Below are 17,985 nucleotides of genomic sequence, written 5' to 3'. Positions count from 1 at the left end.
GCGGAGCTTGCGGCATAGCCACTGCAAGCGCAATATCCGGCGCGAGGTTTTTTCATTTTCAATGGGATGGACGGATCGTGACAGAGCTTCGCAGCCATAGCTGGCATGTCGCGCATGGGCGCAGCCTCGATGTCGGCGAACGGAGCGCCATCATGGCGGTCGTCAACGTGACGCCGGATTCCTTTTCCGACGGCGGACACTACGAGGCCGTCGACACCGCGGTCGCACATGCTCTTGCCTGTGTGGAGGAGGGCGCTGCGATCATCGATATCGGCGGGGAATCGACCAAGCCAGACGTTGAGGTAGTCAGCGCCACGGAGGAGCAAGGTCGTGTTCTGCCCGTCATCGAGGCGTTGCGCGGCAAGACGGATGCGCTGATCTCCATCGATACCTATCGTGCCGATACCGCTAGACTGGCGATCAGCGCCGGCGCGCATATCGTCAACGATGTCTTCGGCCTGCAGCGCGAGCCTGAAATCGCGGCATTGGCAGCCAAGACCGGCGCCGGGCTTTGCATTATGCATACCGGCCGCGAACGGGCAAAGCTTCCCGATGTCATCGACGATCAGGTGCTGTTTCTCAGCCGATCGCTCGATATCGCGGCAGCCGCCGGCGTGAACAGGCAGAATATCGTCCTCGACCCCGGTTTCGGTTTCGCCAAGGATGTCGAGGAGAATCTGGAGCTGATGGCGCGCTTCACGGCACTGCTCCGCTTCGAACTGCCTTTGCTGGCCGGCACATCGCGCAAACGATTCATCGGTGCGGTGACCGGACGGGATGCGCCGGATCGGGATGTGGGAACTGCGGCGACCAGCGCTATATTGCGTTTGCAGGGTGCTGCAATTTTTCGGGTACACAATGTCGCAATCAACAGGGATGCCCTGGCGGTTGCCGATGCTATCCTCAGGACACGGGCGAAACTAGGCGGCAGGACGCCATGAGCGATATGATCTACACCATCACCCTTCAGAACTGCGCTTTCTTCGCCCGCCATGGCGTGCACGACGAAGAAGAATTCCTCGGCCAGCGTTTCTTCGTGGATGCCGAGCTCGATGTCGAAGCCGGCGGTGCATTGGAGCAGGATTCGATCGACGATACCGTCAACTACGGCATCGCCTTCAGCGTTATCGAAGAGATCGTCACCGGGCGCCGTCGCTATCTGATCGAGGCGCTGGCCCTCGATGTCGCGAAGGAATTGTGCCGGCGCTTTCCGAGCGTGCGCCGGGCGAAGATCTCGGTGCGCAAACCCAATGCCCCGGTTCCGGGCGTTCTCGATTATGTGCAGGTGAGCGTTGAGCATTTTGCCTGAGACCGGACAAACGCGCGCCACCCTCGGCCTCGGCGGCAACCTCGACAATCCCGTCAAAGCCATGGCGCTTGCCTTGCGCGCGCTTGATGTGCGCACGGACTGCCACGTCGCTGCGGTTTCCCGCCTTTATCGCACGCCGCCCTGGGGCAAGACGGACCAATCCTTCTTTTACAATTCGTGCGCAGCGGTCGATACGACGCTGTCGCCGGAGGCGCTGCTCGATGTTTGCCTTGGTATCGAGCGGGATATGAAGCGGGTGCGTATCGAACGCTGGGGGCCGCGGACGATCGATATCGACATCCTAACCTATGGCGATCTTGAACGGGCCGAACCGCTGTTGGAGATCCCGCATCCGCGCATGACGGAACGCGGCTTCGTGCTGATGCCGCTCGCGGATTTCGGGGCCGATCTCGTGGTGAGTGGTCGCAAGGTGGCGGATTGGTTGAGCGAAGCGGATGTGCAGGGAATAGAAGTGGCGGACGAAAGCCGCGATTGGTGGAAACCGGCGTAACGCCAATGCTGCCGTCCCCTGCTCGATGAAGGCGTCTCGGTCGGAAACGAAAAACGCCTCCGCCTGATCACATCAGGCGGAGGCGTCATTGCCGTCAGTGCATAAACGTTACTGGATTGACCCGACAGCCATCTGATCGATATCAGCGGCCCGCTGCAGCGTCACACCGATGACGGGCACCATCTGATCGTTGACCTTGACGGAAATCGTTACGTTCATCGTCTTGTTGTCCGCGACGCGGGCGATCATGGCGCCGTTCAGCTTTTGACGATTGAGGCCGAGGACCACGGTGCCGTCGTTGACGGTGCCCGATGTGACGTCCAGTCCTTTGCCGGCCGCGCCGTCCAGGAATTTCCCGGTATAGCTGCCGCCGTTCTGGGTGATTTCCGCCGTCATCGGCTGCTGGAAGACGCCAACGCGGCAAGTTCCGTCGAGTTTAACACCGGCCGTGCCGCCGTTGAGCGCCTGGCCCGTCAGGTTGCAGGTGAATTTCGTGCCCTTGTACTTGCCGGCGACGATCTCGCCCGGGCCTCGCCATGAGCCGGCGACGGACTGAAAGAAGGCCTTGTCACGGGATGCCGCATCGGCTGAATGCACCCAAGCTCCTGCAGAGAGGGCTGCGGCGGCAAAGCCGCAAACAAGAAGAAATTGGCGCGAAAACATGGACATTCCCTAACGAAGAGGAACCGGAAACTGGTTTCCACTTTTGCCTTAGAATGGTTAATGCTTGGTTTCTTATGGAGGTAAAAGCCGCCTTTACAGGCGTTTGCTGCACTCAGCGGCCGGTCACGTTTGGCGCCAGATCCCCGACGAAATCGCCGATCCCCGGCCGTTTCAGCGCTTTGAACGACAATGGCCGGCAGAGATCCATTGCAGCGATGCCGATGCGCGCCGTCATCATGCCGTTGACAACGCCTTCACCCAGCCGGGCCGAGAGTTTCGAGGCTAAACCGTGGCCGATCAACTGCTGCACGATGCTGTCGCCGACGGCAATGGAGCCGGTAACCGCGAGGTGAGCGAGCACGTCGCGCATTAGCCTGATCATGCCGAGCGTGCCGGGCCTGCCGCCATAGAGCTCTGCCATGGCGCGCACCAGCCTGGCCGATTCGTAGAGCACGTAGAGAATGTCGACCAGCGCACGCGGGCTAACGGCCGTGACAACCGAAACGCGTTTGGACGCGCCGAGAATCAGCGCCCGGGCTCGGCGATCGAGTGGACCCAGCAGTTCCCGTTCAGCGAGGTCGATCAAATGCGGCGCGTCGATGATATCGTTTTCCGCCGCTTTCAACGTCGCGCGGCCCTTCGCCGTTTCCGGATTGGCTTCCAGAAGCGAGCAGAGGCCTTGGACCAGGGCTTTTGCGCGTGCCGGACGTGTTTCCACACTGGCGGCTTCGGCCTCGGCTTTGATCGTCTGCACGGCCGCAAGCCGCATCACGCCCGCAGTCTCGCGAATGACGATGGCGAGGACGGCGAGGATGCCGATGCCGAGCACCGCAAGGGCGGTATAGCCCAACCAGTCGGCGCGGCTGAAGAGATCGCGAATCAACTGATCGGTCCACAGACCGAAGGCGAGCGACACGAGAATGCCGAAGGCGCCGGCGGCGATTTTGCCGAAGGAGAAACCTCTGCGGCGCGGCGCGGCCACTGCGGTTTCAGTATCGGGAGCGGCGAGAGCAGGGTTGAGGAATGGATCTTCCTCATCCGGCGTCAGCACGATTTCCGTATCGAAACTCTGTGGCTTACGGCGGGGCGCCTCTGCTGCCGCTTTTGCAGCCGCATCGCCTTTCGACATTTCCGGCTCGACCGAAAAGGCGGCGGGACGGCGGGAACTGCCTCTGGGATCGTCTGCGGTCGGCTTCGTCATGCGAGGCGGTCTCCGAACAGGAACTGCATGGCGCGGTCGAGGCGGATATGCGGCACGGAAAGTTTAATGCCGGCGCCGGTCTCGTCCAGCTCCGGCGGACGGAAGCGGACGACGCTGACCTCGGGCAGATGGATGCTTGCGGCACCTGGTTCAAGCGCATCGAACAGCCATCGCGGATTTTCCGGGAGGTCGCCGGGGAAAACAGCCGTTTTGCGGTTGCCGTCGAATGTCTCGCCGGCGATGGCCTCACGATCCATCGGCGTGCCGACGATGACGGGAAGCGTATGACCGTCGCGTTTTACCGTGGCCTCACGCGTGGCACGAACAGAGGCGATCGCCATGACCTCGATGCCGGCGCCGGCCATGCCGATCCGTTCGATGGCGCGTTCCACCAGGCGGCGGGTCAGAGCCTCCAGCCGGTCGTGACTTTCGTGATGAAGATGATCGGCCTTGGTTGCGGCGACCAGTACGCGGTCGATGCGGCGGCCGAGCAGCGAGGAGAAAAAGGAATTGCTGCCAGGACGGAAGCAGGCAAGCACATCCGTCAGAGCGCGCTCCAGATCCTGAACCGCTTCCGGGCCACGATTGATGGCCTGCAATGCGTCGACGAGGACGATCTGCCGGTCGAGGCGGGCGAAATGCTCGCGGAAAAAGGGTTTTACGACGACGGACTTATAGGCCTCATAGCGGCGCTCCATCATTGCCCACAGCGAGTTCTTCTGCGCTTTGCCTTCAGGCGGAGGCACCAGCGGCGCGAAGGTCAGTGCCGGTGAACCGTCGAGATCGCCGGGCAGCAGGAAACGGCCGGGGGGCAAGGTGGACAGCGAACGTTCGTCAGATTTGCAGGCTTTGAGATAGCTGGAGAAAGCGGCGGCGAGTTCGCGCGCAATTGTCTCGTCCGCGGATGCGGAAGCATCGGTTGCCTGCGTTATCGCCAGCCATGCACGCGACAGCTCCGCGCGAATACCGGTTTTCGCCAGCATCAGTGCTTCCTCACTGAAGGCGCGGAAGTCCTTGCCGAGCAATGGCAGGTCGAGCAGCCATTCGCCGGGATAATCGACAATGTCGATGGAAAGGCGCCCCGGCGAAAACAGCCGGTTCCAGCCGCTGGCGCTCTGATAGTCCAGCGTGATGCGCAGTTCCGAGATGGCCCGCGTCGAATCCGGCCAGACACGCTCCTTCACCAGCGCGCGGATATGATCCTCATATTGGAAACGTGGGACCGCATCGTCCGGCTGCGGCTCGAGGCGTGCGGCGGAGACCCGGCCGGATTGCACCGGCTCGAACAGCGGCAGGCGACCGCCGTTCAGCAGATTGTGCACCAGGGAGGAAATGAAAACGGTCTTGCCGGAACGGGAAAGGCCGGTAACTCCGAGCCGGATCGTCGGATTGACGAGGCCTGTCGTGCGGTCGACGAGATTATCGAAGGCGATCAGGGCGTCGTCTGTGAAGGAGGTCAGGCTCGGCGGCAAGGCGAAATCCCAGAGTGACAGCGTCACGGTCAATATAGGAAGCAATGCGATAGCAGAAAAGATGATTGGGCTTTGCGGATCACGCCCTCTAAATCGTCGCTCGCCTGATATTTTTCTGCTGAACCTATTTTTTGAAGAAATCCGTGAGGACCCAGCCCGACGGCGTCGAGTCAACAACGGCGAGTCCGGCGGTCGGAAAGCCTTTGGGAATCGCGGAGACCAAGGCGTGATGGCCAATTAGTGCTTGCAGCGTACTTTCAATGATCGGGTTATGGCCGACCAACATGACGGAGTCCTCGGTCACCTGCGATGAGATGATTTCGAGATAGATCTCTGTTGTGGCGTCATACAGCGCGTCGACGTAACGGAACTTGGTAGAGGGGCTCATGGCGTGGCGAATGGCGTCGGCGGTTTGGCGGCATCGCAACGCTGTCGAGGATATCACGAGTTCCGGCTTGTAGCCTTTGTCGACGGCTTTTTTGGCGACAATTTCAGCGGCGGCATAGCCATCACTGCTAAGCGCGCGGTCGAAATCCTTCTGACCAGGAGTTGGCCGCAGGGCCTTGGCATGACGCAACAGGTAAATCCGGGACGGCGGAGGCGTGATGCGGGTCATAGCGGAATTCCCGTGCTCGATTTGCCTTTGACGTACCGCCTGATCCTATATGCCGTCAACTGCGGGGCGAACGGCAATACGGAGGGGTTGGCGGTCATTCACGCGAAGGTTATGGTTCTATCACATTTGCGTCATCGCGAATATATAATGGAAAAATAAACCTTTAGCCAACTTTTATGACAAATTTAAAAATCCATTTACCACGTCTATTTGGCTTGAATCGATACTACCGGTTGGGATATACAGCGCGCCATATGAGATGTTCTTCAGGAGAATCGCGTTGAGTGAGAAGATCGATCTTAGCAATTATGTGCCCTCGGAAGACGAGGAGTTCATGAATGGGAACCAGCGGGCTTACTTTCGCGCAAAGTTAGTCGCCTGGAAAAATGATATCCTAAGAGAAGCGCGCGAAACCCTCGACCACCTGGCCGAAGAAAGCGCAAATCATCCCGATCTCGCTGACCGGGCTTCTTCCGAAACCGACAGAGCCATCGAACTTCGGGCCCGCGACCGTCAGCGCAAGCTTATCTCGAAAATCGACGCCGCGTTGCAGCGCATCGAAGATGGCACCTACGGTTACTGCGAGGAAACCGGCGAGCCGATCGGTCTCAAGCGTCTGGACGCCCGTCCGATCGCGACCCTGTCGATCGAGGCGCAAGAACGCCACGAGCGCCGCGAGAAGGTCTATCGCGACGAATAGGTCTCGGACCCTCCGATTGGAGCGAAAAATTGAGGCACGGCGGAGATTTCCGTCGTGCCTTTTTCATGTTCGCAGGAGCGGTTGGCCGCGCCTCATTTGTCGCGGTTGACGCTCATTTCGCCGAAAATGCGGGCGACCTCTTTCTGAAGCGCGGTATCCGCCCCGGTCATCGGCGGCAGTTCCGGATCGCGGCGCTGCGCCGGGGAGGCCGCAGGCTGCTGAATCTGCCGTTGCGGCACATTCGGGATGATCCGTTCCGCGGTAAGATTGTTTGACATTTCCGCTTCCAATATGCGCTGGAAATCGGCGCCGGGCTCGCGCACTGGCGGCGGTGCCACCACGGGCGGCGCCGAAGCGACTGCGGGCGCAATCGGCTGGCGGATCGGCTGCGGAGAGGCGGCCATGGGCTGGTGGACAGGCTGTGGGGCGGCAGCGACACGCGCCGGCTCTTGCGGTAATACGTGCCGACGAGCGGCATCGAGAATATCGGCGACTTCCGCTTCCCCCAGCATCGCCACCGATTCGGGCGTGCGCTGTTGTGGCGCCAAGGCGGGTTGCGGGCGCTCGGCCGCCGGCGCGACATGAAGATGAGCCGGTTCAACGGCAGCACTGGGTTCCGGCGGCATATGGGCTTCGACCGCAGCTTTCTGGAGGACGGGTGGCTCGGAAGCGGTCGCCGGCAAATGATCGAGGCGCGGGGCCTCCTGCGCCGGTTCCAACCGGCGTTCGTAGGCCAGCGGCGTTCCGACTGGGGTCGGTGCCGGCATGCCTGCTTTGGCGGCATCGGAAATCCCCGACTCAATGACGATATCGGTCGGGCCGCCGATCATGATAAGATGTTCTATGCCATCGCGCCGTACCAGCACCAGCCGGCGGCGAGCGTCGACGGCGGCGGCGTCAAGCACCTGCAGGCGAGGCTGGCGGTTCTTGCCGCCGCGCACGAAGGGCGAGGGCGCTCGGCTGCGGAAGATCCAGAGGATGCAGATCAAGAGGAGGAGGGCAATGCCGACCCCACCGGCTGCAAGGAAGAAGCGACTGCCATAGGCCCCGGCGATTTCGTCCCACATTTCGAGATACTCCGTAATTGTTCCCCAATGCCGCAGCCTTGCCGTTAAAACGACCGGTCCCGCGTCCGCACCTTTGTCTCGATATGAGGCGATCATATGGACAGGTCCGCTCCGGAAACAAGATAGATCGTTCTTTGTCCAGCGCTCTTCCTTGTGAATACAGGCCTTTCTAGCCCCGCAAAGCTTTTTGCTGATGCGGCAAATTGCTAAAGAAGATTCGAAAGTTCCGAATCCGGCGATCCGTCAAGTGCGTGACGTGAGAGGGAAGAGGGCGGAGACGAGGGGTTTATGACGAAGCAGCGTCAGTCCGACGAGTATAGCGTGCCGCTGGTGGATCGCGGGGTTCGTTCGGGCACCGTGCTGCGCATCATCCTGCTCGCCCTGGTGCTGGTGGCCGCCGCCGCTGCTTTTGTCGTTTTCAAGGACCAGCTCGACAATGAAACCGTGCTTGGCGGGCTCGGCATTCTCGCCATGGTCGGCATCTTCTTTCTCGTCTCCTCGATTATCGGTTTCGTGGAAGTCATGCCGCAGACGCAGTCTGACAGCCTGGCGCGCTCATTCCTGAACAGCCATCCGGACGGCACGCTGATCACGGATGAAAAGGGCCGCATCGTCTACGCCAACGGCGCCTATGGCCGGTTGACGGGCGCGTCCAAGGCGACCGACGTCCAATCGCTGGAAACGCTGCTGTCCCGCAATCGCGAATCCAATGAAGCGCTTTATCGCCTTGCCAACGGGCTGCGCGACGGCAAGGAGGGTTCGGAGGAGTTCCGGCTCTTGAAGCCGCTCGGCCCCGGGGAAAGCAATGGCAACGGCGCGCATTGGTATCGCCTAAAGGCGCGTGTGCTGCCGCCTGAGCAGGGGCGCGGCAAAGCGCTACATATCTGGCAGATCACCGACATCACTTCGGAGCGGGATGATCAGGAGCGTTTCTTCAAGGAATTGCAGAACGCCATCGACTATCTTGATCATGCGCCGGCCGGCTTCTTTTCTGCCGGCCGCAAGGGCGAAATCTTCTATCTGAACGCGACGCTCGCTGAATGGCTGGGCTTCGATCTGACCAAATTCACGCCGGGCTCGATGACTATCGGCGATCTCGTGGCCGGCGAGGGTCTGACGCTGATCCAGTCGGTCCAGGCCGAACCCGGCCTGAAAAAGACGGTGACGCTCGATCTCGATCTGCGCCGCGCCAACGGCCAAAGCCTGCCGGTGCAGATCGTCCACAGTGTCACTTCGATGCGTGACGGGGCGCCTGGCGAAAGCCGCACCATCGTGCTGACACGGCAGAATGGAGGCGACAACGATCAGTCGGCCTCCGTTGCGGCGATGCGCTTCAGTCGCTTCTTCAACAACACGCCGATGGCGATCGCCTCCGTGGACGGTGCAGGTCGCATTCTGCGCACTAACGCACCCTTCCTGAAGCTCTTCTCCGATCTCGTTTCGCGCGACGATATCGAGCGTGGCGCCGCCCTCGAGAGCATCGTCTTTGACGCTGACCGGCCGCGGCTGGAACAGGCACTTGCCGCCGCCAAGGATCGGCAGGGCGATATCCCGCCGATCGATTCGCGCAATCCGAAGGACGATACACGGCATTTCCGCTTCTATATCAATGCCGTCATCGATCAGACCGACGAAGCGCCCGAAGAAGCGGCCATCGTCTACGCTGTCGAAGTGACCGAGCAGAAGGCGCTGGAAACGCAGATGGCGCAGACGCAGAAGCTGAATGCAGTCGGCACGCTCGCCGGCGGCATTGCGCATGATTTCAACAATGTGCTGACGGCGATCCTGTTGTCGTCGGATCATCTGCTGCTGCAGGCAAGGCCATCCGACGCGAGCTTCGCCGATCTGATGGAGATCAAGCGCAACGCCAACCGCGCCGCCGTGCTGGTGCGGCAGTTGCTGGCCTTCTCGCGCAAGCAGACGATGCGGCCGACGATCCTCAATCTGACGGATGTGATCGGCGACCTGCGCATGCTGGTGGACCGGCTGCTGTCGGGCACACATGTCAAACTGGATGTCGATTATGGCCGCGATCTCTGGCCGGTGAAGACCGACCTGTCGCAGTTCGAGCAGGTGCTGATCAACCTCTGCGTCAACGCCCGCGATGCCATGCCCGAGGGCGGCACGCTGACGCTGCGCACCCGCAATTTGTCGGCAACGGACGTGGCTGCCTTCAACTATGCCTATCTGCCGCATGAGGAAATGGTGCTGGTCGAGGTCAGCGACACGGGTACGGGGATCGCACCCGACATCATGGACAAGATCTTCGAGCCCTTCTTCACCACAAAGGAAGTGGGCAAGGGCACCGGGCTTGGCCTTGCCATGGTTTACGGCATCATCAAGCAATCGGGCGGCTACATCCACCCGGAATCCGAAGTCGGCAAGGGCACGACCTTCCGCATCTTCCTGCCGCGCCATATCGTCGAAATTCCGACTGTTATCGAAGGCCAGGCCTCCGAAAGCCGGGATATCTCGGCGATGGACCAGAGCGTTGCCGCTGTCGTCCCGCCGCCGGAGGAGCCTGCGGACCTCACCGGCAAATCGGCCGTCGTTCTGCTTGTCGAGGACGAGGAGGCGGTGCGCAGGGGTGGCAAGCGCATGCTCGAGACGCGTGGCTATACCGTCTATGAGGCGGGATCCGGCGTCGAAGCGCTCGATATCATGGATGAACTCGACGGACAGGTGGATGTCGTCGTTTCCGACGTCGTCATGCCGGAGATGGACGGACCGTCGCTGCTGCGTGAATTGCGCAAGAAATATCCCGATATGAAGTTCATCTTCGTATCCGGCTATGCCGAAGATGCCTTTGCCCGCAACCTGCCGGCCGATGCCAAGTTCGGCTTCCTGCCGAAGCCTTTCTCGCTGAAGCAGCTTGCCGTCGTGGTCAGGGAAACGCTGGATCGCTAAGTGAGGGAGGCCGGGTAAAGCGCTGTTTTGATGCGCTTTATCGCTCTGCGAACCAAAGAAATATGCAAGCTTTGGACGATACCGGCGTCACAAGTCCAACGTTCACCATTGCCATTCCAATCTGATCCGTGGCATCAAACCGATATGACCGACCTCGCTAACGCCAGCCTGCGGATGTGGTGGCGCTCCTTCTAGGAGCGGCAGTCGTCATTTCTTGAAATCGACCCTTGCCGCCGTGATCCGGCAGGCATGGTCATTTCCCGGCATCTTTCCGATCGCGGCGGCTCCTTAACGGAGCAACTAAATGTCACCTATCGATAATCGCCCGGTCATTCTCACAGGCGATCGGACTACAGGTCCCCTCCATCTCGGTCACTACGTCGGTTCTCTGAGGAACCGCGTGGCCCTCCAGCATACGCATCGGCAATTCCTGCTTCTGGCGGATATGCAAGCGCTGACCGACAACGCGCATGATCCGGAGAAGATTCGCCGGAACGTGCTGGAAGTCGTCTTCGACTATCTTTCCGTGGGGATCGATCCGGCCGAAACGACAATTTGCCTTCAATCCGCATTGCCGGCGCTGGCCGAACTGACGGTGCTTTATATGAACTTCGTGACCGTCGGACGGCTGGAGCGCAACCCGACCATCAAGACGGAAATTCAGCTTCGCGGCTTTGAGCGTGATGTCCCAGCGGGTTTTCTTTGCTATCCCGTCGCTCAAGCGGCTGACATCACCGCGTTCAAGGCGACGATCGTTCCGGTGGGTGAAGATCAGGCTCCGCTGATCGAGCAAACCAACGAAATCGTGCGTCGTCTCAACCGGCAGGCCGGCCGCGAGGTTCTTGCGGAAGCCAAGGCAATGATCCCGATGATCGGACGCCTGCCGGGCGTCGATGGCAAAGCCAAAATGAGCAAGTCGCAGGGCAATGCCATCCCGCTATCCGCATCGCCGGACGATATTCGGCAAGCCGTGCGCCGGATGTACACCGATCCTGCTCATCTGCGCGCCGCCGATCCGGGAAAGATCGAGGGCAATGTCGTCTTCACCTATCTCGATGCCTTTGCCGAGGATAGGACTTTCGTCGAAGAGCTAAAGGAGCGCTATCGAAGGGGCGGTCTTGGCGACATGGTCGTGAAACAGCATCTTGAAGATATTCTGCAAGCTCTGCTGGCCCCGATCCGCGAGCGCCGTGCCCACTATGCCGCCGATCCCGGTTACGCCCTGGAAGTCCTGCGGCAAGGTACGCTCAGGGCAAGGCAGCGGACGGAGGCAACCCTTGCGGAATTGCGCGCCGCGTTAGGTCTGTTCACATTGACCTAAGGCGGCTGCGCGGGTTGCCATCCGTTATCGACGCGACTCGCTTCCGATCATTCCGCCAGAGCAACGGCGATTTCCGCGGCAAGGCGCGCATTGTTTTCGACCAGCGCGATATTGGTCTTCAGGCTGCGGCCGTCGGTGATGTCGAAGATGGTGCTGAGCAGATAGGGAGTGACCGCCTTGCCGGCGATTTCGTCGCGCTCGGCGCTGTCCAAGGCGCGTTCGATGTAGATTTCCATCTCCTCACGCGGGATTTCATCGGCTTCCGGAACTGGATTGGCGATCAGCATGCCACCGTTGATGCTAAGCTGTTCACGGGTTACCTGGAAGTTGGCGATCGCGGCAGGGCTGTTCAAGGTCAGCGGGCTCGGCAGGCCGGAGGAACGCGACCAGAAGGCGGGGAATTCGGCGCTGTCGTAGGTGACGACGGGCACGCCGCGGGTTTCCAGCACTTCCAGCGTTTTCGGAATATCCAGGATGGCCTTGGCGCCGGCGCAGACCACGATGACGTCAGTGCGGGCGAGCTCTTCCAGGTCGGCCGAGATATCGAAGCTTTCCTCGGCGCCGCGATGCACGCCGCCAATGCCGCCGGTCGCGAAAACCTTGATGCCGGCCCGCGCTGCGGCGATCATCGTCGCGGCAACCGTGGTGGCGCCCGTGCGGCGCTCTGCAATGGCGAAGGCGAGGTCGGCGCGCGAAACCTTCATCGCACCAGTTGTCTGAGCGAGCGCCTCCAGCTCTTCAGGCTCCAGGCCGATATGCAGCACGCCATGAATGACGGCGATTGTCGCCGGCACGGCGCCTTCCTGCCGGATGATCGCCTCGACGCTACGCGCCATCTCGATATTGCCGGGATAGGGCATGCCATGGGTGATGATGGTCGATTCCAATGCCACCAATGGAGCGCCGCGCAATTTTGCTGAAGCAACCTCCTTCGAATAGGAGATCGGCAGCAGGGGTGAAATGGGCTTGGTCATGGTTGTGTCCGATTGGCTGAGTTGGGAAATGCGAAAATCGCGCGCTTCATGACAAAATAGCGGCTTCGGGAACAAGAGCCAGTATTGCCTTCAGAAGGTCGGGCGAAAGATCCTCCGCCGTGGCGAATGGTGATTGCACGGTAATCGCGGCGGCCGCTGCCCCATAGCGCACCGCCTCGCCGAGATCGTGACCGGCAAGCAGGGCGGCCAGAACACCGGCGGCGAGCGAATCGCCGGCACCGGTGACATCGGCAACCTCATCGATAACGGGCGGCTGCAGGCTGACGGCGGCATCGCCGGAAAAAGCGATCAGTTCGCGTTTGCCACGTGTAATGACACCACCCCTGAGGCCGAGTGCCCGCAATCCGGCGATCCAATGGCGCGGATCGTCCGGACGGCTCTCCGTCAGCGCCGCAGCTTCGGCCTCGTTCAGAAAAAGATGGTCGATGCCGGCAAGGCAGGGCTTCAGGCGCACCACTTTGGCCGGCGAAATCGCGATCGCGGCCAATGGCTTGCCGCAATCGGCTGCGCGCATTGCGATGGCGGCCAGCGTTTCGGCGGGTAGATTGGCGTCGCAAAGGATCAGGTCAGTGGCTTCGAAGGCATCGCGGATGGCGCGGATCGTCAGCCGGCGCGGCACGAACAGCTTATAGAGCTCCATGTCGGCGAGGGCGATCACCAGATTGCCGTCGCGTTCGAGGATTGCCGTATAGCTCGGCGTCTTGCGATCGAGAAAAACGAAGGGCTTGTCGTCGACGCCGGCATTGAGCGCCGCTTCCGCCACCATCTCGCCGGCCGCATCGCCGCCACGCGGCGAGATCAGCCGCACATCAAAGCCGAGACGGGCCAGATTGCGTGCCGCGTTGAAGCCGCCACCGCCCGGTTCCTCGAACCATGCGCCCGGGTTGCTGGCCCCCGGCGCCGTCTCGCCGAAGATGCGGCCGCGCCGGTCGATATGGGCACCACCCAAAACGAGAATCTTCTTCGCCATATCGATCTCCTCAGCGCTTCCAAAGGCGAATCGAGCCGGCTGATATCTCACGCAAAATGCCCGGCAAGGACACGTAAGTGCTTGCTATGAAAGAAGAAAACAAATGTAGAACGAAATTCATTTTACCTTTTTCTTTCAATTGCTTGTTGTGCTCTTGCGACATGAGAACAAATAGAGTACACAATTCTCATCAGCGGCGACATTGCTTGAGCGGCTTCAATAACCTAAAGGTGGATCGGATGTCTCAGAATTCTTTGCGGCTTGTAGAGGACAAATCGGTGGATAAAAGCAAGGCACTTGAAGCGGCACTCTCTCAAATTGAGCGGTCGTTCGGCAAGGGCTCGATCATGAAGCTCGGCTCGAACGAGAACGTGGTCGAAATCGAAACAGTTTCCACCGGCTCCCTGAGCCTCGATATCGCTCTCGGCATTGGCGGCTTGCCGAAGGGGCGCATCATCGAGATCTACGGGCCGGAAAGCTCCGGCAAGACGACGCTGGCGCTGCAGACCATCGCCGAATCCCAGAAAAAGGGCGGCATCTGCGCCTTCGTCGACGCCGAACACGCGCTCGATCCGGTCTATGCCCGCAAGCTCGGCGTCGACCTGCAGAACCTCCTGATTTCGCAGCCGGACACCGGCGAACAGGCGCTTGAAATTACCGATACACTGGTGCGTTCCGGCGCCATCGACGTTCTCGTCGTCGACTCCGTTGCCGCGCTGACGCCGCGTGCCGAAATCGAAGGCGAGATGGGCGACAGCCTGCCGGGCATGCAGGCCCGCCTGATGAGCCAGGCGCTGCGCAAGCTTACCGCTTCGATCTCGAAGTCCAACTGCATGGTCATCTTCATCAACCAGATCCGCATGAAGATCGGCGTCATGTTCGGCTCGCCGGAAACGACGACCGGCGGCAATGCGCTGAAGTTCTATGCCTCCGTCCGTCTCGATATTCGCCGTATCGGTTCCGTCAAGGAGCGCGAAGAGGTGGTCGGCAACCAGACCCGCGTCAAGGTCGTCAAGAACAAGATGGCACCGCCCTTCAAGCAGGTGGAATTCGACATCATGTATGGCGAGGGCGTTTCCAAGACTGGTGAGCTGATCGACCTCGGTGTCAAGGCTGGCATCGTCGAGAAGTCCGGCGCCTGGTTCTCCTATAACAGCCAGCGTCTGGGGCAGGGCCGCGAAAACGCAAAGCTCTTCCTGCGCGACAATCCGGATCTTGCTCGCGAGATCGAGCTGTCGCTGCGCCAGAATGCAGGTCTTATTGCCGATCGCTTCCTGCAGAATGGCGGACCAGACGCTGATGACAGCGACGCCGCGGACGCGTAATTTCCGCGACCAAGCTCAGGACTAACCAAGACTAAAATTCAAAACCGGCCGTATTGTCCAAGGGATGTACGGCCGGTTTTGCTTGTGCGGCTGGACAGGGCCGGGAGCGGACGATAAAAGCCACTGGATTTGTTAAATATTGCCAACGCGTGATCCCCAAAAGTGCGAAGCGGTTTTTGGACAAGACCATGCTAGGTGAAGGAACATGAGCGAGATGGGACATCTCGCTCGAGGCAAGGACTGAAGGGCCCAATATGAGCGGTGTGAACGAAATCCGGTCGACCTTTCTCGACTATTTTAAGAAGAACGGCCACGAGATCGTGCCGTCGAGCCCGCTTGTTCCACGCAACGATCCGACGCTGATGTTCACCAATGCCGGCATGGTGCAGTTCAAGAACGTCTTCACCGGCCTGGAGCAGCGCCCCTACAAGACTGCATCGACGGCACAGAAATGCGTGCGCGCCGGCGGCAAGCATAATGACCTCGACAATGTCGGCTATACCGCCCGTCACCATACCTTCTTTGAGATGCTCGGCAATTTCTCGTTCGGCGACTATTTCAAGGAGCGCGCCATCGAGCTTGCCTGGAACCTGATCACCAAGGAATTCGGCCTCGACGCCAAGCGCCTGCTGGTGACGGTCTATCATACCGACGATGTCGCCTATGATCTCTGGAAGAAGATCGCCGGTCTTTCGGACGACAAGATCATCCGCATCGCCACCAGCGACAATTTCTGGGCAATGGGCGATACCGGTCCTTGCGGCCCATGTTCCGAAATCTTCTATGATCACGGCGACCATATCTGGGGCGGCCCTCCCGGCTCGCCGGAAGAGGATGGCGACCGGTTCATCGAGATCTGGAATCTCGTCTTCATGCAGTTCGAGCAGATCACTAAGGAGCAGCGGGTCGACCTGCCGCGTCCGTCGATCGACACGGGCATGGGTCTCGAACGCGTTGCTGCCGTGTTGCAGGGCAAGCATGACAATTACGACATCGACCTGTTCCGCGCATTGATCGAGGCTTCGGAAGAGGCGACCGGAGTCAAGGCCGAGGGCGAACGCCGCGCCAGCCACCGCGTCATCGCCGATCACCTGCGCTCCTCCGCCTTCCTGATCGCCGACGGCGTGCTGCCGTCGAACGAAGGCCGCGGCTATGTGCTTCGCCGCATCATGCGCCGCGCCATGCGCCATGCGCAGTTGCTCGGCGCCAAGGAGCCGCTGGTCTGGAAGCTGTTGCCGACGCTCGTCCAGCAGATGGGCCGCGCCTATCCCGAGCTCGTGCGTGCCGAAGCGCTGATTTCCGAGACGCTGAAGCTGGAAGAGACCCGTTTCCGCAAGACGCTGGAGCGTGGTCTGTCGCTGCTTGCCGATGCAACCTCGACGCTTCACAAGGGCGACAGCCTTGATGGCGAGACCGCGTTCAAGCTTTATGACACCTATGGCTTCCCGCTCGACCTGACGCAGGATGCGCTGCGCGCCCGCGGCATCGGCGTCGACATATCGAGCTTCACCGACGCGATGGAACGGCAGAAGGCCGAAGCCCGCTCGCATTGGGCTGGCTCCGGCGACAAGGCAACCGAAACCATCTGGTTCGAGCTCAAGGAAAAGTTCGGCGCCACCGAATTCCTCGGCTACGACACGGAGGCCGCTGAAGGCGTTATCCAGGCAATCGTCAAGGACGGTGTTGCCGTCGACAGCGCATCTGCCGGCGACAGGGTGCAGATCATCGTCAACCAGACGCCGTTCTACGGCGAATCCGGCGGTCAGATGGGCGATACCGGCGTGGTTTCTAGCGACCACGGCAAGCTCACCGTAAGCGACACGCAGAAGAAGGGCGAAGGCCTTTTCGTTCATAGCTCGGAAGTGTCTGAAGGCAAGATCAAGATCGGCGACGCCGTCGTGCTGACGGTCGATCACAACAGGCGGTCGCGCCTGCGCGCCAACCACTCCGCGACCCATCTGCTGCATGAGGCGTTGCGCGAGGTACTTGGCACCCATGTGGCGCAGAAGGGTTCGCTGGTGGCGCCCGAGCGTCTGCGTTTCGACGTTTCGCATCCGAAGCCGATGTCGGCTGAAGAGCTGAAGGTGGTCGAGGATATGGCTAACGAAATCGTGCTGCAGAACTCGCCGGTCACGACCCGCCTGATGAGCGTCGATGACGCCATTGCCGAGGGCGCCATGGCGCTGTTCGGCGAGAAGTATGGCGACGAAGTCCGCGTCGTGTCCATGGGGCAGGGTGTGCGCGGTGCCAAGGCTGACAAGCCCTATTCCGTCGAACTGTGCGGCGGCACACATGTCTCCGCCACCGGCCAGATCGGCCTTATCCGTGTCCTTGGCGAAAGTGCCGTCGGCGCCGGTGTCCGCCGTATCGAAGCGGTGACCGGCGAATCCGCTCGCGACTATCTGACCGAGCAGGATGAGCGCGTGAAGACGCTGGCCTCGACGCTGAAGGTGCAGCCGGGCGATGTCGTGTCGCGCGTCGAGGCGCTGATGGATGAGCGTCGCAAGCTGGAGCGCGAACTGGCTGACGCCAAGCGCAAGCTCGCCATGGGCGGCGGCCAAGGCGGTTCCGCCGATGCGGTCCGTGACGTCAATGGCGTCAAGTTCCTCGGCAAGGCCATTTCCGGCGTCGACCCGAAGGATCTCAAGGGTCTTGCCGATGACGGCAAAACCAGTCTCGGTTCCGGCGTCGTGGCGCTAATCGGCGTTTCGGAAGACGGCAAGGCCAGCGCCGTCGTTGCCGTCACGGAAGACCTGACCGGCCGCTTCAGCGCTGTCGATCTCGTCCGCATTGCCTCCGCCGCGCTCGGCGGCAAGGGCGGCGGCGGCCGTCCCGACATGGCCCAGGCCGGCGGTCCGGATGGCGCCAAGGCTGATGAAGCGGTTGAGGCAGTTGCTGCCGCACTCGCCGGCTAAGAGTTTTTTATTA

At 60.9% G+C, this 17,985-nt stretch carries 15 protein-coding genes; 8 read left to right on the top strand and 7 right to left on the bottom strand.

The window, feature by feature from the left end; genetic code table 11:
• Positions 1-77: 77 nt before the first annotated feature.
• From folP to folK, 3 genes are all read left to right on the top strand, one after another.
• A complete protein-coding gene (folP, locus tag N2601_RS07740) occupies positions 78-941 on the top strand; it encodes a dihydropteroate synthase (protein ID WP_104823255.1) in 864 nt (287 codons plus the stop codon).
• A gap of 5 nt (positions 942-946) precedes the next feature.
• Positions 947-1,309 (top strand): dihydroneopterin aldolase, encoded by a 363-nt coding sequence (folB, locus tag N2601_RS07735; RefSeq protein WP_104825114.1) that lies wholly within the window; start codon positions 947-949, stop codon positions 1,307-1,309.
• Between the two features lie 61 nt (positions 1,310-1,370).
• The gene (gene folK / locus N2601_RS07730; RefSeq protein WP_245463978.1) at positions 1,371-1,820 is read left to right on the top strand and encodes a 2-amino-4-hydroxy-6-hydroxymethyldihydropteridine diphosphokinase; all 450 of its coding nucleotides are present in this window, start codon (positions 1,371-1,373) and stop codon (positions 1,818-1,820) included.
• A 108-nt stretch (positions 1,821-1,928) separates the two neighbouring features.
• On the opposite strand, the gene N2601_RS07725 is transcribed toward folK, so the two are convergent.
• The 4 genes from N2601_RS07725 to N2601_RS07710 all read right to left on the bottom strand — a co-directional run bounded on the left by N2601_RS07725 (position 1,929) and on the right by N2601_RS07710 (position 5,772).
• The gene (locus N2601_RS07725) at positions 1,929-2,483 is read right to left on the bottom strand and encodes a hypothetical protein (RefSeq protein ID WP_104825113.1); all 555 of its coding nucleotides are present in this window, start codon (positions 2,481-2,483) and stop codon (positions 1,929-1,931) included.
• 112 nt (positions 2,484-2,595) lie between these two features.
• Positions 2,596-3,684, bottom strand: coding sequence for a YcjF family protein (locus N2601_RS07720; protein ID WP_104823253.1), 1,089 nt, complete (start codon positions 3,682-3,684; stop codon positions 2,596-2,598).
• The gene (locus N2601_RS07715; protein ID WP_260303974.1) at positions 3,681-5,156 is read right to left on the bottom strand and encodes a YcjX family protein; all 1,476 of its coding nucleotides are present in this window, start codon (positions 5,154-5,156) and stop codon (positions 3,681-3,683) included. Before N2601_RS07715 ends, N2601_RS07720 begins: the two co-directional genes overlap by 4 nt.
• 124 nt (positions 5,157-5,280) lie before the next feature.
• Positions 5,281-5,772 carry a SixA phosphatase family protein gene (locus tag N2601_RS07710; protein WP_104823252.1) on the bottom strand — a complete coding sequence of 164 codons (492 nt, stop codon included), beginning with the start codon at positions 5,770-5,772 and terminating at the stop codon, positions 5,281-5,283.
• A gap of 280 nt (positions 5,773-6,052) precedes the next feature.
• Between N2601_RS07710 and dksA the strand changes: the two genes are divergently transcribed.
• Positions 6,053-6,472 (top strand): RNA polymerase-binding protein DksA, encoded by a 420-nt coding sequence (dksA, locus tag N2601_RS07705; protein WP_028753038.1) that lies wholly within the window; start codon positions 6,053-6,055, stop codon positions 6,470-6,472.
• A 92-nt stretch (positions 6,473-6,564) separates the two neighbouring features.
• Here dksA and N2601_RS07700 read toward each other — a convergent pair whose 3' ends face one another.
• The gene (locus N2601_RS07700; RefSeq protein ID WP_104823251.1) at positions 6,565-7,539 is read right to left on the bottom strand and encodes a flagellar biosynthetic protein FliO; all 975 of its coding nucleotides are present in this window, start codon (positions 7,537-7,539) and stop codon (positions 6,565-6,567) included.
• A 288-nt stretch (positions 7,540-7,827) separates the two neighbouring features.
• On the opposite strand from N2601_RS07700, the gene cckA reads away from it, so the two are divergent.
• Positions 7,828-10,446 carry a cell cycle histidine kinase CckA gene (gene cckA, locus N2601_RS07695; protein ID WP_260303880.1) on the top strand — a complete coding sequence of 873 codons (2,619 nt, stop codon included), beginning with the start codon at positions 7,828-7,830 and terminating at the stop codon, positions 10,444-10,446.
• A gap of 304 nt (positions 10,447-10,750) precedes the next feature.
• Positions 10,751-11,767 (top strand): tryptophan--tRNA ligase, encoded by a 1,017-nt coding sequence (gene trpS, locus N2601_RS07690; protein ID WP_104823249.1) that lies wholly within the window; start codon positions 10,751-10,753, stop codon positions 11,765-11,767.
• Positions 11,768-11,814: 47 nt separating this feature from the next.
• Here the strand turns inward: trpS and N2601_RS07685 are convergent, their stop codons facing one another.
• A complete protein-coding gene (locus N2601_RS07685; RefSeq protein WP_104823248.1) occupies positions 11,815-12,741 on the bottom strand; it encodes a pseudouridine-5'-phosphate glycosidase in 927 nt (308 codons plus the stop codon).
• A 46-nt stretch (positions 12,742-12,787) separates the two neighbouring features.
• Positions 12,788-13,732, bottom strand: coding sequence for a carbohydrate kinase family protein (locus N2601_RS07680; RefSeq protein ID WP_104823247.1), 945 nt, complete (start codon positions 13,730-13,732; stop codon positions 12,788-12,790).
• Positions 13,733-13,971: 239 nt separating this feature from the next.
• Here N2601_RS07680 and recA point away from each other — a divergent pair, with 239 nt between their 5' ends.
• Positions 13,972-15,057 carry a recombinase RecA gene (gene recA, locus N2601_RS07675; protein ID WP_104825111.1) on the top strand — a complete coding sequence of 362 codons (1,086 nt, stop codon included), beginning with the start codon at positions 13,972-13,974 and terminating at the stop codon, positions 15,055-15,057.
• A gap of 254 nt (positions 15,058-15,311) precedes the next feature.
• Positions 15,312-17,972: an alanine--tRNA ligase gene (gene alaS, locus N2601_RS07670; RefSeq protein WP_104823246.1), complete on the top strand. Its 2,661-nt coding sequence runs from the start codon at positions 15,312-15,314 to the stop codon at positions 17,970-17,972.
• Positions 17,973-17,985: the final 13 nt, after the last annotated feature.

The organism is Rhizobium sp. CB3060 (genome assembly GCF_025200735.1).
Taxonomy (GTDB): domain Bacteria; phylum Pseudomonadota; class Alphaproteobacteria; order Rhizobiales; family Rhizobiaceae; genus Rhizobium.
This window is presented reverse-complemented; position numbering and strand designations above follow the sequence as displayed.

Bases quoted from the DNA above. Each gene is read 5' to 3' on its own strand.
- trpS (WP_104823249.1), top strand. From the start codon at position 10,751: ATGTCACCTATCGATAATCGCCCGGTCATTCTCACAGGCGATCGGACT.
- N2601_RS07680 (WP_104823247.1), bottom strand. From the start codon at position 13,732: ATGGCGAAGAAGATTCTCGTTTTGGGTGGTGCCCATATCGACCGGCGC.
- alaS (WP_104823246.1), top strand. From the start codon at position 15,312: ATGAGCGGTGTGAACGAAATCCGGTCGACCTTTCTCGACTATTTTAAG.
- N2601_RS07720 (WP_104823253.1), bottom strand. From the start codon at position 3,684: ATGACGAAGCCGACCGCAGACGATCCCAGAGGCAGTTCCCGCCGTCCC.
- N2601_RS07685 (WP_104823248.1), bottom strand. From the start codon at position 12,741: ATGACCAAGCCCATTTCACCCCTGCTGCCGATCTCCTATTCGAAGGAG.
- N2601_RS07710 (WP_104823252.1), bottom strand. From the start codon at position 5,772: ATGACCCGCATCACGCCTCCGCCGTCCCGGATTTACCTGTTGCGTCAT.
- N2601_RS07700 (WP_104823251.1), bottom strand. From the start codon at position 7,539: ATGTGGGACGAAATCGCCGGGGCCTATGGCAGTCGCTTCTTCCTTGCA.
- cckA (WP_260303880.1), top strand. From the start codon at position 7,828: ATGACGAAGCAGCGTCAGTCCGACGAGTATAGCGTGCCGCTGGTGGAT.
- folK (WP_245463978.1), top strand. From the start codon at position 1,371: ATGGCGCTTGCCTTGCGCGCGCTTGATGTGCGCACGGACTGCCACGTC.
- recA (WP_104825111.1), top strand. From the start codon at position 13,972: ATGTCTCAGAATTCTTTGCGGCTTGTAGAGGACAAATCGGTGGATAAA.
- folB (WP_104825114.1), top strand. From the start codon at position 947: ATGATCTACACCATCACCCTTCAGAACTGCGCTTTCTTCGCCCGCCAT.
- N2601_RS07725 (WP_104825113.1), bottom strand. From the start codon at position 2,483: ATGTTTTCGCGCCAATTTCTTCTTGTTTGCGGCTTTGCCGCCGCAGCC.